The organism is Frigoribacterium faeni (assembly GCF_011761235.1).
In the GTDB taxonomy this organism is placed as follows: Bacteria; Actinomycetota; Actinomycetes; order Actinomycetales; family Microbacteriaceae; genus Frigoribacterium; species Frigoribacterium faeni_A.
In genome coordinates, this window is record NZ_JAAOYW010000002.1 from 908,706 (window position 1) to 925,239 (window position 16,534).

General features: G+C 71.7%; 15 protein-coding genes. 8 read left to right on the top strand and 7 right to left on the bottom strand.

Translation table 11 applies throughout. The annotated features are described in order from the left end of the window. The first annotated feature begins 154 nt into the window (after positions 1-154). The 7 genes from FHR78_RS10765 to dnaB all read left to right on the top strand — a co-directional run bounded on the left by FHR78_RS10765 (position 155) and on the right by dnaB (position 7,048). Entirely contained in the window at positions 155-1,585 is a 1,431-nt protein-coding gene (locus FHR78_RS10765) for a CCA tRNA nucleotidyltransferase (protein ID WP_166760467.1), read from the top strand. A 16-nt stretch (positions 1,586-1,601) separates the two neighbouring features. Further along, positions 1,602-2,993, top strand: a complete 1,392-nt coding sequence (locus FHR78_RS10770; protein ID WP_166760468.1) for an extracellular solute-binding protein — start codon at positions 1,602-1,604, stop codon at positions 2,991-2,993. Between the two features lie 172 nt (positions 2,994-3,165). Then, positions 3,166-3,609 (top strand): 30S ribosomal protein S6, encoded by a 444-nt coding sequence (gene rpsF, locus FHR78_RS10775; protein WP_166760469.1) that lies wholly within the window; start codon positions 3,166-3,168, stop codon positions 3,607-3,609. 3 nt (positions 3,610-3,612) lie between these two features. Further along, a complete protein-coding gene (locus FHR78_RS10780) occupies positions 3,613-4,170 on the top strand; it encodes a single-stranded DNA-binding protein (protein WP_166760470.1) in 558 nt (185 codons plus the stop codon). A 51-nt stretch (positions 4,171-4,221) separates the two neighbouring features. Further along, positions 4,222-4,482, top strand: coding sequence for a 30S ribosomal protein S18 (gene rpsR / locus FHR78_RS10785; protein ID WP_055964231.1), 261 nt, complete (start codon positions 4,222-4,224; stop codon positions 4,480-4,482). 28 nt (positions 4,483-4,510) lie between these two features. After that, a complete protein-coding gene (gene rplI / locus FHR78_RS10790; RefSeq protein WP_166760471.1) occupies positions 4,511-4,963 on the top strand; it encodes a 50S ribosomal protein L9 in 453 nt (150 codons plus the stop codon). Positions 4,964-5,653: 690 nt separating this feature from the next. Next, a complete protein-coding gene (gene dnaB, locus FHR78_RS10795; protein ID WP_166760472.1) occupies positions 5,654-7,048 on the top strand; it encodes a replicative DNA helicase in 1,395 nt (464 codons plus the stop codon). 25 nt (positions 7,049-7,073) lie between these two features. Here the strand turns inward: dnaB and FHR78_RS10800 are convergent, their stop codons facing one another. The 6 genes from FHR78_RS10800 to FHR78_RS10825 all read right to left on the bottom strand — a co-directional run bounded on the left by FHR78_RS10800 (position 7,074) and on the right by FHR78_RS10825 (position 12,254). Continuing rightward, a complete protein-coding gene (locus tag FHR78_RS10800; protein ID WP_166760473.1) occupies positions 7,074-7,397 on the bottom strand; it encodes an ATP-dependent DNA ligase in 324 nt (107 codons plus the stop codon). A 192-nt stretch (positions 7,398-7,589) separates the two neighbouring features. Further along, on the bottom strand, positions 7,590-8,237 hold the full coding sequence (locus FHR78_RS10805) for a DUF1345 domain-containing protein (protein WP_347878151.1): 648 nt from the start codon (positions 8,235-8,237) through the stop codon (positions 7,590-7,592). 23 nt (positions 8,238-8,260) lie between these two features. Further along, positions 8,261-9,421: a glutathione-independent formaldehyde dehydrogenase gene (locus FHR78_RS10810; RefSeq protein ID WP_166760474.1), complete on the bottom strand. Its 1,161-nt coding sequence runs from the start codon at positions 9,419-9,421 to the stop codon at positions 8,261-8,263. A gap of 112 nt (positions 9,422-9,533) precedes the next feature. After that, the gene (locus tag FHR78_RS10815; protein ID WP_347878152.1) at positions 9,534-10,685 is read right to left on the bottom strand and encodes a zinc-dependent alcohol dehydrogenase; all 1,152 of its coding nucleotides are present in this window, start codon (positions 10,683-10,685) and stop codon (positions 9,534-9,536) included. 20 nt (positions 10,686-10,705) lie between these two features. After that, a complete protein-coding gene (locus FHR78_RS10820) occupies positions 10,706-11,182 on the bottom strand; it encodes a hypothetical protein (protein ID WP_166760476.1) in 477 nt (158 codons plus the stop codon). 400 nt (positions 11,183-11,582) lie between these two features. Continuing rightward, positions 11,583-12,254 (bottom strand): hypothetical protein, encoded by a 672-nt coding sequence (locus FHR78_RS10825; protein ID WP_166760477.1) that lies wholly within the window; start codon positions 12,252-12,254, stop codon positions 11,583-11,585. Between the two features lie 139 nt (positions 12,255-12,393). On the opposite strand from FHR78_RS10825, the gene FHR78_RS10830 reads away from it, so the two are divergent. After that, complete coding sequence (locus FHR78_RS10830) at positions 12,394-13,449, top strand: zinc-dependent alcohol dehydrogenase (RefSeq protein ID WP_166760478.1); 1,056 nt, start codon at positions 12,394-12,396, stop codon at positions 13,447-13,449. 121 nt (positions 13,450-13,570) lie between these two features. On the opposite strand, the gene FHR78_RS10835 is transcribed toward FHR78_RS10830, so the two are convergent. Further along, the gene (locus FHR78_RS10835) at positions 13,571-16,342 is read right to left on the bottom strand and encodes a glycoside hydrolase family 70 protein (RefSeq protein WP_166760479.1); all 2,772 of its coding nucleotides are present in this window, start codon (positions 16,340-16,342) and stop codon (positions 13,571-13,573) included. Positions 16,343-16,534: the final 192 nt, after the last annotated feature.

Consider the following 16,534-nt stretch of genomic DNA (forward strand, 5'->3'; position numbering starts at 1 on the left):
CAGGACGGCCGACGGGCATGCCGAGTCTAGGCAATCGAGTCCGTCCGCTCCCTGTCGCCGCCCCGGCACGGGCCCCGTGACGGCCGACCTCAGCCCTGGGGAGGAGGCGCCGCCGTCGTCGGCCGTCGGGCGCGCTGTGGCAAAGTGGTCCGTCATGGACACCGTCGCAGCAGCAGTCGAGCGACTGGGCCAGCTGGCCGCCACGCCCCGCGTCGCGAGGCTCGCGGACGCCTTCGCCGCCGCCGGCCACGAGCTCGCCCTCGTCGGCGGCCCGGTCCGCGACGCGTTCCTCGGCCGCCGGGTGAACGACCTCGACTTCACCACCGACGCCTCGCCCGACCAGATCCTCGAGATCGTCGTCCCCCTCGCCGAGGCGCACTGGGACGTCGGCCGGCAGTTCGGCACGATCGCCGCCCGCGTCGACGGCGAGGTCGTCGAGATCACGACCTACCGCAGCGACGTCTACGACGGCGAGACGCGCAAACCCGTCGTCGAGTTCGGCGACACCCTCGAGGGCGACCTGGTGCGCCGCGACTTCACCGTCAACGCGATGGCGCTGCGCCTTCCCGAGCGCGTGCTCGTCGACCCGTCGGGCGGCGTCGAAGACCTTCTCGCCGGCCGCCTCTCGACGCCGGGCAGCGCCGTCGACTCGTTCCGCGACGACCCGCTGCGCATGATGCGCGCCGCCCGCTTCGTCGCGCAGCTCGGCTTCGCCGTCTCGGACGAGGTCCGCGAGGCCGTCGCGGCCCGCGCCGCCACCCTCTCGATCGTCTCGGTCGAGCGCGTCGCCGACGAGCTCTCGAAGCTGCTGCGCACCTCCTCCCCCCGCGAGGGCGTGCGGCTGATGGTCGACACGGGCCTCGCCGACCACGTGCTGCCCGAGCTCGCCGCGATGCGCCTCGAGATCGACGAGCACCACCACCACAAGGACGTCTACGAGCACAGCCTCACCGTGCTCGACCAGGCGATCGGCTACGAGGCCGAGCGCCACCCGGGCGAGGCGCCCGACCTCGTGCTGCGCCTGGCCGCCCTGCTGCACGACTGCGGCAAGCCCGACACCCGGCGGCTCGAGCCCGGCGGGGTCGTGACGTTCCACCACCACGACGTGGTCGGGTCGAAGCTCGCCCGCAAGCGCCTCCGGGCCCTGCGGTTCGACAACGACACGGTCAAGTCGGTGTCGCGGCTGATCGAGCTGCACCTGCGCTTCTTCGGCTACACCGAGGGCGCCTGGACCGACTCGGCCGTGCGCCGCTACGTGCGCGACGCCGGCGACGAGCTCGAGCGCCTGCACATGCTCACCCGCGCCGACGTGACGACCCGCAACCGGCGCAAGGCCGACCGCCTCGGCTTCGCCTACGACGACCTCGAGGCCCGCATCGCCGACCTGCGCGAGCGCGAGGCGCTCGACTCGCTGCGTCCCGACCTCGACGGCGACGAGATCCAGCGCGTGCTGGGCATCGGGCCGAGCCGCGAGGTGGGCGAGGCGTACCGGTTCCTGCTCGAGCTGCGCACCGAGGAGGGGCCCCTGGGCACCGAGGTCGCGACCGAGCGGTTGCTGTCCTGGTGGGCCGCGCGCGCCTCCTAGGCCGTAGCCTTCGGTCGTGCGCTCCCGACCCAGCTCCGTCACCGTCGCCGTCGCGGTCTGCGTGGCCGTCGTCGCCGGCTCCGCCGCCGGCATCGCGGCCTACGGCGCCTCCCGCTCCCCCGAGACCGTCGCGGCCTCGCCCGGTCGGCACGGCGACGTCACGGTGACCGTGCGGCTCTGGGACGAGGCGGTGGCCGCCGGCTACGAGAAGTCGTTCGCCACCTTCGAGCGCGACAACCCGACCATCCACGTCGACGTCGAGGTGGTGCCGTACGCCGACTACGCCGCGGCCCTCGACGCCGACCTCGACGCGGGCGACGCCCCCGATGTCTACTGGCTGAACAGCGCGAGCTACGCCGACCGTGCCGAGGCCGGCGACCTGCTCGACGTCGACCAGGTGCTCGGCGCCTCGGCCCGCCGCGCCTGGAGCGCCCCCGTCACCGAGCAGTACACGGTCGACGGCCGGCTCTGGGGCGTGCCGCAGCTCAGCGACGGCGGCATCGCGCTCTACTACAACGCCGACCTGCTGGCCGCCGACGGCGTCGACCCCGCCGTGCTCGACGACCTGACCTGGGCGCCCGGCGGCGGCGAGGGCGACACCCTGCTGCCCGTGCTCGAGCAGCTCACCCGCGACGCCCAGGGCCGCACCGCCGCCGACCCCGCCTTCGACGGGACGCCGGTGCAGTACGGCTACAACGCCGGGCAGGACCTGCAGGCGATCTGGCTCGACTACCTGGGCTCGAACGGGGCGAGCCTCGAGGACGCGGCGGGCACCTCCTTCGAGCTGGACACGCCGGAGGCGCGCGAGGCCTTCCAGTACGTGGTCGACCTCGTGCAGCAGCACCGGGTCGCTCCCCCGGCCGCCCTGACGAACGCCGATCCCGACCACAGCCGCGAGCAGTTCACCTCGGGCCACATGGCGCTGTTCCAGTCGGGGCTGTACAGCCTGGCGCCGGTGGCCGCCGACGCCGACTTCTCGTGGGGGGTCGCGCACCTGCCCGCGGGGCCGGAGGGGCGCGTCAGCGTCTCGAACGGCATCGTGGCGTCGGGCAACGCCCACACGCCGCACCGCGACGCGACGGCCCGCGTGCTCGCCTGGCTCGGCTCGACCGACGGCTCGGAGTACATCGGCGCCGACGGCGCGGCCGTGCCCGCCGTGCTCGGCGCCCAGGCCGCCTACTACGAGCACTGGGCCGACCAGGGCGTCGACGTGTCGCCGTTCTTCGACGCCCTCGCGACGGGAGACACGATCCCGGCGCCGACCGGCATCTGGGGCGACGCCCAGCCCGTGGTCGACCCCGTGCTCGACGAGATGTTCCTCGGCACGGCGAGCGTCGAGGAGGCGCTGGCCCGGGCCCAGGAAGCGGCGACGGCCACCCTCGAGGACGGTCGCGGGACGCCTCGCTGAGGCGGCGCCTCCTTCGTGGTCCCTGGTCGCGACGCGACCCGGGCGTTGTGGTGCGAGGGGCGAGCGGCTACGCTGGGAAGGTTGCGTCTGCCCCTGGGTGGGCGCGACGTCATGAACACCCTCCTGCTGCAGAACGTCTGTAGCCGCGAAGTCCGAAGGAGGTGGGTTAGTCATGCACCAGTACGAACTGATGGTCATCCTGGACCCCGAGATCGATGAGCGCACCGTCGCCCCGAGCTTGGACAAGTTCCTCAACGTCATCCGCAACGACGGCGGCACGATCGACAACATCGACATCTGGGGTCGTCGTCGTCTCGCCTACGAGATCAACAAGAAGACCGAGGGCATCTACGCCGTCGTCAACATGACCTCGAACTCGGCCGCCACGGTCGAGCTCGACCGTCAGCTGGGTCTCTCCGAGGCCGTCCTCCGCACCAAGGTGCTGCGCGCCGAGGAGGCCATCGCGATGGTCGCCGAGGCCAAGAAGCTCTCGGACGAGAAGGCTGCCCGCAAGGCCGCCAAGGCCCCCGCCGCCCCGGCTGCCGCTCCGGCCTCCGCCGGCTCCGCGACGCCGGCCTCCACCGCGACTCCCGCCGCGCCGAAGGCTGCCGAGTAGCCGATGGCCGGAGAGACCGTCATCACAGTGGTGGGCAACCTCACCAGTGACCCCGAGCTGCGCTACACGCAGAACGGGCTCGCGGTCGCGAACTTCACCATCGCGTCGACCCCCCGCACGTTGGACCGCGCGTCCAACGAGTGGAAGGACGGCGAGGCGCTGTTCCTCCGTGCCAGCGTGTGGCGCGAGTTCGCCGAGCACGTGGCGTCGTCGCTGACGAAGGGCTCGCGCGTCATCGTGCAGGGCCGTCTGAAGCAGCGCAGCTACGAGACGAAGGAGGGCGAGAAGCGCACCAGCTTCGAGCTCGACGTCGACGAGATCGGCCCTTCGCTGCGCTACGCGACCGCTCAGGTCACCCGCGCCTCCTCGTCCCGCGAAGGCGGCGGCGGCGGCGGTGGCTCCTTCGGGGGCAATCGCGGCGGCGGCCAGCAGGGCCAGGTCGGCGGCGGACAGCAGTCCGAGCCGTGGGGCCAGCCCGCGCCCGCCCAGGGCGGAAGCCAGGGCGGCGACGTCTGGAACACCCCCGGCGGCGGCACCTACAACGACGAGACGCCCTTCTAGGCCTCGTCGCACCTCACTTCTTCTTCATCTGAACTCGAAAGCAGAAAAACAATGGCTGGAAAGAGCAGCGGCGACCGCCGCAAGCCCCTCCGCGGCAAGGGCGGCAAGAACGCCGCTCCCGCGAAGGCGATCCGCGTCGGCGTCATCGACTACAAGGACGTCGCGACCCTCCGCAAGTTCATCTCGGAGCGCGGCAAGATCCGTGCCCGTCGCATCACCGGCGTCTCCGTCCAGGAGCAGCGCCTCATCGCCCGTGCCGTGAAGAACGCCCGCGAGATGGCGCTCCTCCCCTACGCCGGCTCCGGCCGCTGATCAGCGGCGAACGGAAGAGAGAGCAACCATGTCCAAAGTGATCCTCACGCACGAGGTCTCCGGCCTCGGCTCCGCCGGTGACGTCGTCGACGTCAAGAACGGCTACGCCCGCAACTACCTCGTCCCCCAGGGCTTCGCCGTGGCGTGGTCGCGTGGTGGCGAGAAGCAGGTCGAGCAGATCCGCGCCGCCCGCGAGACCCGCGAGCTCAAGACCATCGAGGAGGCGCACGACCTCAAGGCCCGCCTCGAGGCCCAGAAGATCCGCCTCACCGTCAAGACCGGTGCCGACGGCCGCCTCTTCGGCTCCGTGCGTCCCGGCGACGTCGCGGACGCCGTCAGCGCCCAGGGCGTCGCCACCATCGACAAGCGCAAGGTCGAGATCCCCTCGGCCATCAAGCTCGTCGGCGAGCACGAGGCCACCCTGCGCCTGCGCGAGGACGTCATCGCCACGATCACCCTCACGGTGGTCAGCGCGAAGTAGTCCCTGCGCTGCGTCAGCAGCGAGCAGTGCCAGAGAGCGGCGGCCCCCTCGGGGGTCGCCGCTCTCTCGTGCGTGCGGGGTGCGTGCGGGGTGCGTGCGTGCGTGCGTGCGGCCGCTGTCGTCCGCTGTCGGCTCTGTGAACCCCGTTCCGTTCAAAGAACCACCGTGCATCGGGGTTCTTTGAACGGAACGGGGTTCTCCGCCGTGAGGGGGCGGGCTGCGCCGCGGCGGCAGGGGCGAAGGAGGCGGCAGACAGCCCCCGAACAGGGGGTTACGTGAAGCTGAACGCGGCCTGCGCTCGTACCGGGCGCCGCGCCTCCTTGTCAACTTCTCTGTGCACAGCCGGATGTCAAATCGGGAGTCTCAACCCCCGGTCTAAGGAAGTTTTCACACACACGCTGCGGAAAAATAAAGCCCAGGTCAGAGTGGCCTCCAGCCCGCGAAGTATCTTTTTCTCCACAGGACGATCCACAGTTGTCAACAACTCGCCCCGGCGTTTCTCACCGGTTCTCCCCAGAGTTATCCACAGGTGCATTTGCTGTGGAGAACTAGGTGTCCATAAGGTGTACCGCGCTCGCCAGACGGGTGCCGCGGGGGCCCGGCACGGGGATGTCGGCTGCTCGTTGTAGAACCGTCCTGGGCGGCGTCCGTCGCCGTCCGGCACGTCCCGAACACCCTGCAGGAGGTCCCATGTCGATCGCTCACCTCGGTCTCGCGAGCGGCACCTCCGGCGACCGCGACCAGCAGCGCGGCGAGCGTGGCGGCACCGGCATGGACAGGGTGCCCCCGCACGACCTGCTGGCCGAGCAGAGCACCATCGGCGGCATGCTGCTCAGCAAGGACGCCGTGGCCGACGTCATCGAGACGGTGCGCGGCATGGACTTCTACGTGCCGAAGCACGAGGTCATCTACGACGCGATCCTGGGGCTGTACTCGCACGGCGAGCCCACCGACGTCATCACGGTCAGCGACGAGCTGATGAAGTCGGGCGACCTGTCGAGGGCAGGAGGCGCAGAGTACCTCCACACGCTCACCGGCGTCGTGCCCACGGCCGCCAATGCCGGCTACTACGCGTCGATCGTCGCCGAGAAGGCGGTGCTGCGGCGCCTGGTCGAGGCCGGCACCCGCATCGTGCAGATGGGCTACGCGAGCGAGGGCGAGGTCGTCGACCTGGTCAACAACGCGCAGGCCGAGGTCTACAACGTCGCCGGCGGCGTGCAGACCGAGGACTACGTGCCCCTGAACGAGGCCGTGACGGTCGCGATCGACGAGATCGAGGCGGCCAAGGGCCGCGACGGGCAGATGACGGGCGTGCCGACCGGCTTCGCGCAGCTCGACGCCCTGACGAACGGGTTCCACCCCGGCCAGCTGATCATCGTGGCGGCGCGACCCGCGCTCGGAAAGTCGACGCTGGCGCTCGACCTGGCGCGGGCGGCGTCGATCAAGCACGGCCAGGCATCGGTGTTCTTCTCGCTCGAGATGGGGCGCAGCGAGATCGCGATGCGCCTGATGTCGGCCGAGTCGAGCGTGCCGCTGCAGAACATGCGCAAGGGCACCGTCGACGCCCGCGACTGGACGAACATCGCGCAGGTGCGCGGCCGCATCAACGACGCGCCCCTGTTCATCGACGACTCCCCCAACATGACGCTGGTCGAGATCCGGGCCAAGTGCCGCCGGCTCAAGCAGCAGCACAACCTCAAGCTCGTGGTCATCGACTACCTGCAGCTGATGACCTCGGGCAAGCGCGTCGAGAGCCGTCAGCAAGAGGTCTCGGAGTTCTCGCGCGCGCTGAAGCTCATGGCGAAAGAACTGCAGGTGCCCGTGATCGCGCTGTCGCAGCTGAACCGTGGCCCGGAGCAGCGTGCCGACAAGAAGCCCGCGATCAGCGACCTGCGAGAGTCCGGCTCGCTCGAGCAGGACGCCGACATGGTCATCCTGCTGCACCGCGAGTCCGCCTACGAGAAGGACAACCCCCGCCAGGGCGAGGCCGACTTCATCGTCGCCAAGCACCGCAACGGCCCGACGGACACCATCACCGTGGCGTTCCACGGCATGTTCTCGCGGTTCGTGGACATGCCGAGCTAGGTCGACGACACGCCCGGCGGGCGGCTCACACGGTCACGTGGGCGCTGCGAGGCGAGTCGGGCTCGGGGACGCACTGCAGCCCCGAGTTCGAGTTGGCAGTGAGCTCGAGGGCGTGGATCCACGCGGGGTTGACCTGCGGGGTCCGGGATCCGTAGTACTTGAACAGCAGCAGGACGGCCGGGTGCAGCCAGATGCTCGTGCGGCACCTGCCCACGGTCTGGTCCTCCCGCCACGAGAAGTAGAACGGTTCGCGCCGTCTCAGCTTGATGCCGATGACGATCTGGAAGTGCAGCAGCAGTCGGTCGTCGAACTCGACCGAGGCCACCTGGTCGTACGTGAGCCTGCCCATCGATCTCACCTCGGGGGAACTGGGCGGCGCGAGGCCCCAGCGGCCAGGCGTCGCAGCCCGAGCCCTGCACCAGCAGAGCTGGGTTGCCCCGAAACAATCACATCCGTCGGGATGCCACAAGGCCCTTGCACCCCGGCCGGTCCGTCTGGATCGTCGGCCGTCCGCCGGGGAGGCGCCACCGCCTCCTCGGGGTCAGCTCTGGGCGAGGTTCGTCACCAGGTTCAGGGTGGTGGCGATCAGCACGGTGCCGAAGAAGTACGAGAGCAGCGCGTGGGGGAGCGCCCGGCGCCGGGTCAGGGTGTCGTCGGGCTCGACGTCGGGGGCCGAGTACGACATGCCGATGGTGAAGGCCAGGTAGGCGAAGTCGCTGTACGTGGGGGGCGCCTCCTGCTTGACGTCGAAGCCGCCGCGGTCGTGGTCGACGTAGTAGACCCGGGCGTACTTGAGGGCCCAGACCGTGTTCACGAGGGCCCAGGCGACCATGGTGCCGACCACCCCGAGGACGACGGTCGCCACCGACACCGGGTCGCTGGCGTCTCGTGCCTGCACCAGGGCGAGGCCCATGGCCGCGACGCTGGCGAGGCACGCGACGACGACGGCGTCGTCGCTGAGGCGGGAGCTCGACTCCTCGCGGGCGAGGCGCTCGGTGCCCGCCGGGTCCTGCGGCCAGCAGGCCCGCCACACGTGCACCAGGGCGACGACGCCGGCCGTGCACCAGGCCGCGAGGGGCCCCAGCGTCGGGGCGCCGGCCAGGGCGACGGCCGCCCCGACGAGGACCCCGACGACCACGTACGCGACCGCTCGCCGGGGGGACAGGATGCGGTCGTGGATCGTGGTCACGTCGGGGTCCTCGCCGGTCGGGGTCAGCGGCCGGCCGGAGCGGTGTCGGGGTGCAGGACGACCTTGGTCCAGCCGTGGTCCCGACGGTCGAAGTGCTCGTACGCCTGGGGCGCCTCCTCGAGGGACAGCTCGTGGCTGACGATCCAGGAGGGCGTCGCCCTGCCGCTGACGATCAGGTCGCGGAGGGCCCGGTTGTACTTCTTGACCGGGCACTGCCCCGTGCCCATGGTCTGCCCGCGGAACCAGAACTGGCCGTAGTCGAACGGGACGACGCCCTGCTTCGCCAGCTCGTCCGGCCCGCCCGGGTCCTGTGGCACGTAGACGCCGACGACCCCGATGTGGCCGGTGAACCGGACGGACCGCACGAGCCGGTTCAGGGTCAGGTTCGGCTGCTCGGTGCCGTCGGGGTCGTGCGCCTGGTAGCCGACGCACTCGCAGCCGTTGTCGGCCCCGAGCCCCATGGTGAGGTCGAGGACGGCCTCGACCGGGTCGACGGCGGAGTCGTCGATCGGCACGGCTCCGATCTCCTCGATCTTGGCGAGGCGGTCGGGGTGCCGGTCGACCACCATCACCTTGCTCGCCCCCTTGAGGATCGCCGAGTAGGCCGCCATGGCGCCGACCGGGCCGGCCCCGTAGATGACGGTCTGGTCGCCGGGGGACACGTGGGCCATCTCGGTCGCGTGGTACCCGGTGGGGAAGATGTCGGCGAGCATCACGTAGTCGGTCTGCTTCTCCTCGGCGTCCTCGCCGAGGCGCAGGCAGTTGAAGTCGCCCCACGGCACCCGCAGCAGCTCGGCCTGCCCGCCCGGCCAGGGGCCCATGTCGGCGAAGCCGAACGCGGCGCCGGCCCACGCGAGCTCCGGCTGGGCGGTCAGGCAGTAGTTCGTCAGGCCGCGTTCGCAGTTCTTGCAGTGGCCACAGGCCACGTTGAACGGCAGCACGACCCAGTCGCCGACCTCGACCTCGTCGACGGCCGACCCGACCTCGACCACCTGGCCCAGGTTCTCGTGGCCGAACCAGCGGCCGGTCTCGAAGTCGGTCCGCCCTTCGTACATGTGCAGGTCGGAGCCGCAGATGTTGGTGCTGGTGATGCGCACCAGGACGTCGGTGGGCCGCTCGATGCGGGCGTCCGGGACGTCGGTCACGGTGACCTTCCTCGGGCCCTCGTAGACGACTGCTCTCATGGTGTCTTCCCTTCCTTCGTTGACGGGTGGTGGGGGAGGTGCGGTGCCGGATCCCGGTGGAGGTGCGGTGCCGGGACCCGGCGGAGGTGCGGTGCCGGACGGCAGGGCACCGTCAGGCACCGGGGCGGAAGACGGCGCGCACGCACCCGTCCTCCTTGTTCTTGAACATCTCGTAGCCCCGCGGCCCCTGGTCGAGCGGGAGCACGTGGGTGGCGAGGTGCTCGGTGCTGATCTCGCCGGCCGCGATGCGGTCGAGGATCATCGGGATGTACCGGTGGCCGTGCTGCTGGGCGCCCCGGAGGGTGAGCCCCTTGTTCATGACGGCCCCGAGCGGGAACTTGTCGACGAGCCCGGCGAAGACCCCGAGGGTGAAGACGCTGCCGCCCTTGCGGCAGGCGTAGATCGCCTCGCGGAGCGCCGTCGGCCGGTCGGTCTGCAGTCGCAGCTGCTGCTTGACCTGGTCGTAGAGGTGCTGGGCCCCGGTGCCGTCGGCCTCCATGCCGACCGCCTCGATGCAGACGTCGGGACCCCGGCCGCCGGTGCGCTCCTTCAGCTCGGCGAGGACGTCGTCCTCCTCGTAGTCCAGGGTCTCGGCGCCGATGTGGGTCCGCACCTGGCCGAGCCGTTCGGGCAGCGCGTCGATGACGACGACCTGCTCGGCCCCGAGCAGCACGGCGGCCCGGGCGGCCATCTGGCCCACGCCCCCGGCGCCCCAGACCGCGACCGTGTCGCCGGGCGTGATCCCGGCGAGGTCGGCACCGGTCCAGCCGGTCGGGGCGGCGTCAGAAGCGAAGAGGGCGGCCTGGTCGGAGACGCCGTCGGGCACGGTGAAGGCTCCCCGGTCGGCGTAGGGCACCCGGACGTACTCGGCGTGGCTGCCGGCGAAGCCGCCCAGGGCGTGGCTGTAGGCGAAGCACCCGCCGATCGGCGAGCCCCAGAGCGTCTCGGTGATCGCCGGGTTCGGGTTGCCGTTGTCGCACAGCGACCAGAGCTCGTGGGTGCAGTACCAGCACCGGCCGCAGGCGATGAACGAGCAGACGACCACCCGGTCGCCGACGCGGTGCCGGCGCACGGCCGACCCGACCTCGACGACCTCGCCCATGAACTCGTGCCCGAGGACGTCGCCCGACCGCATGGTGGGGACGTAGCCGCCGAGCAGGTGGAGGTCGGACCCGCAGGTCGTGCTCAGGCCGACCTTGACGATGACGTCCTGGTCGTTGAGCAGGGTCGGGTCGTCGACGGTCTCGACGGAGGTCTCGTTCACTCCGGTCCAGCAGAGGGCCTTCACAGCAGCCCCTCCTCGTCGGCTCGGTCGGTGGCCTCGTCGACGAGGGCACCGGTGGGGGTGTCCTTGCGCTCGCCGTGGGGGGTCGGGTCGACCCGCAGCACCTCGCCGGTCTCGATGACCTGCTTGGCACGCCGCAGCGCGACCCGGATCGTCTTGGCCGCCTCCTCGGCATCGCTCCCCGACGACGCAGGTCGGCGGAGGCGGGCGCGTAGTTCGCTGCCCTTGTCGGCGGGGGCGGGCCGCACCTCCACCTCGACGGTGTCGCGGAGCTCCTCGAAGAAGGGCGGGGTGTGGTCGGCCCCGAGGACCTCGTGCGGCTCGGCCAGGACGGTCACGGCCTGCCACCGTGAGCGGGACTCCTGCGGCGACCCGGCGCCCTCGTCGGGGCGGCGGCGGTGTCGCTGTACGACGGCGGCTGCGGTCGCCACCGCGGCCGCGCCGACCGCGCCGGCCCCGGCCAGTCGACCGGCCATCAGGCGGCCCTCCTCGGCCGCAGAGCGGGGATGACTCCCCTGTCGTTCGTGTCGTGCGTCATCACGTCCTCCTCGTCTCGTCGATGAGCGCTTGCCGGATGTGCGAGCGGGGCCCGGGGCGTCGTGATCGCCCCTGATGGCCGCGCGTTCGCCCTCAGTGTGCGCGGCCGGCCGCCGGGCCGCGAGACATGATGTTGGCTCTTGACATCGCACCCGGGGCCGAGAGCGAAGGAGGCGCAGGGCGGGTCGACGGGGTGGGTCGCGCGCACGAGGTGGGGTGGCGAGCGATCGCGGAGACCAGCCACTCCGCGAGGCAGCGGTGCTCAGGACGTCTCGGCAGGTCAGTGCGGAACGGATCTGTCTCGAGACCGCGCGGAGTCGCCCCCGCAGACCACGATTCCTACGTGTTCGACTCTCCGCCGGGCGGGCGACGCATGATGTCGGTCAGCGCGCGGCGGTAGGCCTGGCGCTCGAGGAGGCCGGCCTGCCACCTGGACTCGAGCTGGGCGAGGTCGCGCTGCTGGTCGGGCCGGGACGTGAACGCCTCGTAGGGCGGGTCACGCTCGAGCTTCTCGGCGTACGACTCGGGGTGGTCCGGGGGGAGTTCCGGGTACTGGGGCGGCGCCTCCTTGGGCTCGGGCAGCACCGGGTTGCTCGTCGCACCCGCCAGGATCGTGGCTCGCTGCTCCGACGTGAGGTGGCCCTCGGCGGTCGCCTGCTCGATCAGGGCGACCAGCTCGGGCGTGCCCGGCTGGTGCGCTAGCCGCCGACGGGCGTCCTCGCGCACTCCGGGGTCGTCGTCGCCGAGGCGGCTCACGATCCCGGCGACGTAGGCAGGCGTCTGGGCCAGCAGGTCGCCGATGAAGACGTCGGCACCGCCGTACCGGCCGCTCATCTGCTCGGCGAGGCGCTGGATGTGCAGCCGGCTGGGCCACGGCCCGCCCTCGTACATCATCGCCATGTTCTGCAGCAGGTCCCGGCGTCGGTCGGGCTCGAGGTCCTCGAGCAGGTCGGCACACCAGACGAGGACGTAGTCGGACAGCGACGACGGCACGCTCGGTGGGGGAGTCATCTCGGCACAGCTCTCTCTCGCTCTGCGCCTCACTCTGCCGACGCCGGCCCCGTCTCGCAAGCAGGCCGACTGTCGACCGAGACCCGGCGGGCGCCAGCCAGCCGGGCGACACCTGTCGCCCGGGCCTAGCCTGGACGGCATGACCGACCTCCCCGCCCGCACCCGCTACGCCACCGTCGACGCCGAGCGCTCGGTCGCCCTCGCCGAGGCCGACCTCGCGGCCCCCACCGGCCAGCAGGTCGTGGTGCGCATCCGCTACACCGGCGTCTGCGCCACGGACACGCACGGGTGGGCGTCCGGCGGGCTCATCCCCGCCGCGGTGTTCGGCCACGAGTGGACCGGCACCGTCGTCGCCGCCGGCGACCAGGTGACCACCGTCGCCGTGGGCGACCGCGTCGTCGCCAGCGTCGGACCGCCCTGCGGCACCTGCGCCATGTGCCGCGCCGGACACCCCGCCCACTGCGACACCGCGTTCGCCGAGGCCAACGGCGTCTCGCCCGACGCCCCGGAGCACGGCGCCTTCGCCCAGCACGTCACCGTCCACGAGCGCCGCGTCCAGCGCGCCCTCGACGGCCTCAGCGACGAACAGCTCGGCCTCGTCGAGCCCACCGCCGTCACGTTCCACGCGGTCCGCCGCGCCGGCCAGCGCCTCGGCTCCGTCGTCGTGGTCCAGGGCGCCGGCCCCATCGGCCTGCTCACCGCCCAGCACGCCCGCCACTCCGGCGCCGGAGCCGTCGTCATCGTCGAGCCCATGGAGGCGCGGCGCGAGACCGCGCGCCGCCTCGGCTTCACCGACGTCCACGCACCCGGAGACGCGTTCCGCGCCCGCGTCCTCGAGCTGACGGACGGGCTGGGGGCGGACGTCCTCTACGAGTGCACCGGCGCCTCCTCGTTGTTCCAGTCCAGCGCCGAGCTGGTCCGCCGCGGCGGCACGCTCGCCCTGCTCGGGTACCCGATGACCAGCTCCGAGGTGTCGTACGGAGACTGGCAGAGCCGCGAGCTCACCGTGATCGGCAGCCTCGCCTACACGCACTCGGACTTCGTCGGGGCGATGCGCGCGCTCGCCGACGGCTCCGTCGACGCGGCCCCGCTGATCACCGGCACCGTCGGCCTCGACGACCTGCCCGCCCTGCTCGCTGAGCTCGACAGCGGCGAGACCCGGCACGCCAAGGTGCTCGTCGCGCCCAACGGCTGACGCTGGGGCGCGGGCGCCGAGCGACCGACCCGGGGCGCCCCGGGTTGGTCGAGGGTCCAGGGGACGACGAGGCCCCCGCCGCTCGGGTGAGCGGCGGGGGCCTCGTCGTGTTCAGCTGCTGCTAGAGCGCACGCCGGCGGCGGCGGCTCCAGACCAGCGCCGCGGCGCCGAGGGCGAGCAGCAGGGCCGCCGCCGCCACGAACGCGGCGGTCTGGGCACCCGTGAACGCGAGGCTGCCGGCGGGGGAGGCGGCGCTCGCCGTGCCCGCGTCGGTGCCCGAGTCGGCGAGGCCGGTCGTGCCGCCCGCCGGGGTGCTGCCGGTCGCCGGCGTGGTGCCGCCGACCGGTGTCGTGCCGTCGGCGGGGCTCGTGCCGCCGCCGACCGGGGCGGTGCCGTCGGCGGGCGCGGTGCCGCCGCCGGGCGTCGTGCCCGGGTCGCCGGGCACGGCGGCCGCGACGACGGTCAGCACGCTCGCGGGCGAGGTGCTGCCCAGGTGGCGCTCGTCGCCCGAGTACACCGCGGTGATCGAGTGCTCGCCCACGGCCAGGTCGGCCGGGGTGGTGAGCACTGCGCGGCCGTCGACCAGCTCGGCCGTGCCCAGCGACACGGCGCCGTCGAGGAACTCGACGCTGCCCGTCGCCCCGTCGGCCTGCGACGAGACCTCGGCGGCGAGCTCGGTGGTCTCGCCCTCCGTGATCGAGGAGGCGGCGGCCACGACGGCCGTGGAGGTCTCGGCCGGCTGCGCGGGGACCCACGCGGCCAGGTAGCCGTTCACCTCGACGGTCCGCGTGCCCTGCACGGGCACGGTGAGGACGCCGTCGGCGTCGGTGGTCAGGGTCTCGCCGTGGTAGCCGAGGGCGTCGACGTACTCCTGGTCGGCGTGCTCGGCCCCCATCGCGACCTCGACGGTGGTGTCGAGGTCGGGCTGGTTGCCGACGACGACGCCGACACCCGTCTCGCGGTCGCTGCCGGCGCGGACGCTCGAGATGAGGTCCTGGCCGGGCGTGCTCGAGAGGTTCGACTCGTGCAGGGTGACCGTCTGCTCGCCCGAGACGTTCTGCTCACGCATCTGCAGCAGGGCCGTGATGGCGTCGTGGTACGGCGACTCGGTCGTCATGTACGAGGCGTCGGCCTCCCACATGTCGCCGTAGAACACGGTCGGGACGGTGTCCTGGTTCGTGAGCATCAGGGCGTACGACGCGGGCACGTTGTAGGGCGCGTGCTGCTTGTCGACCGTCGCGCGGTCGGCCGTGTAGATCTCGTACTGCGCGAGCTGGAACTCCTTGGTGCCGTACGGGAACCCGCCGGCCTGCTCGGCCGTGAGGGAGATCTTCGCCATGTCGTTGTGCTCGGTGTCGTGGTTCGTCACGAACGACCAGTTCGGGATGACCGTGTCGGTCGAGCCGGTGCCCGTGCGGTCCTTGTACGAGTTCGTCACGACCGTGCTCAGGGGCTTCGACGGGTCGCCCTCGCCGAGGGCGTCGAAGTAGGCGTAGTGCAGCTCGTCGTCGTAGGCGAGCTGGCCGTTGCCGGTGCCGTTCAGGAACGGCACCTGCTCGTCGACGTACGACTCGATGAAGTTGAGGTGGCTGAGCTGGTCGTCGCCGTAGCGCTCGGCGAACAGGTCGGCCGACTGCTCGAGGATCTCCTTGTTGTAGTGCCCGGCGGCGTCGAAGCGGAAGCCGTCGAAGCCGTACTCGTCGAGGAGGAACTCCTCCCAGTTGCGGTGCTCGGCCTGCACGGCGGCGGACGAGTTGTCGACGTCCTGGCCGAGCAGGAACTCGGACTGGATGAGGTTCTCGTTGACGCCGCTGGTGTCGTCGTCGAAGCGGAGGGCGGTGATGCCCTGCTCGGACCTCGACGAGTACCCCGGCTGGAGGCCGATGTAGTCGTTCGTCGCGTTCTGCGCCTCCGAGTCGGTGACGGCGACCAGAGCGGCACGCACCTCGTCGTCGGTGGCGTCCGGACCGCCTCCGTAGCCTCGCTCGCGCATGTAGTCGAGGTAGGTCTGCGTGATCGCGCCGGGCTGGTTCTCGGTGTAGCCGAGCAGCAGCGAGCGCCACACGGCGCCGCGGTCGTCGTGGGCGACGGCGTAGTAGCCGTCGACGGTCAGGTAGCCGTCGATGGCGTTGATCTCGCCGTAGCGCTGGGCGTCGGTGGCGGCGAGCCACTCGGGCAGGTAGTTGCGCTCGTCGTCGGCGCCGAAGTAGCGGTACGGCTCGCCCGCGGGGTCGAGCATGACCCGGTCGGTGCCGATGTCCTGCGTCGAGATGCCGTTGAGGTCGGCGCTGCTCCACTGCGGGAACGTGCCGTACTTCTGCTGGCCGGCCGCGCTGCCCTTCGTGTACACCTCGTAGAGCTTGTTCACGACCTTCGGGTTGTCGGGCGTGCCCCACTGGTTGACGGCGGTGACGCGCACGACCTCGCGGTCCTGGTAGTTGTAGATCTGGTTCGGCACGATGTCGGCCTGGACGCTCATCCCGGCGTCGTGCATCGCCGCGATCGCGGCCTTGAGCTCGTCGCTCGTGCCGTACTTCGTGGCCGTCGCTCCGCCGTGGCCGGCGGGGAACTCGCCGAGGTCGTAGCGGTCGGTGATCGCGTAGCCCTCTTCGTTGTAGGCGTTCAGCGCGCGGGACGCCGGGGCGGTCCACACGTCGGTGACGCCGAGGTCGGCGAGCTCCTCCGCACGCGCGGCGAGCGTCGTGTAGGTGTCGCTCTCGTAGGGCTGGTAGAAGCTGAAGTCCTGGAAGATGACTCGGCTGTCGAGGGCTTCGCCGGAGACGAAGGTGGGGCTCTCGACGCTGCCGGCAGCCTGGGCTGACGGGGCGGCGAGGGTGCCGACGAGGGCGACGAGCGCACAGGTCGACAGGGCGAACGGCAGGGGTCTGCGCACGGGATCCGATCGGGGTAGGGTCCGCCGCACGCCCGGGGCCGGGCGCACGGACAACCGGCACCACGGGGGGAGGGGTAAGCAGCTCCCGGGGTGTTCCGGCCCGGTCGACCCTAGGTGCCCGTCGGCGTGCCGGTCCCCGGAAAGGGGGACACGGGCCCAGGACCACCCCTTCTCCCACCCGTTCGGCGACAC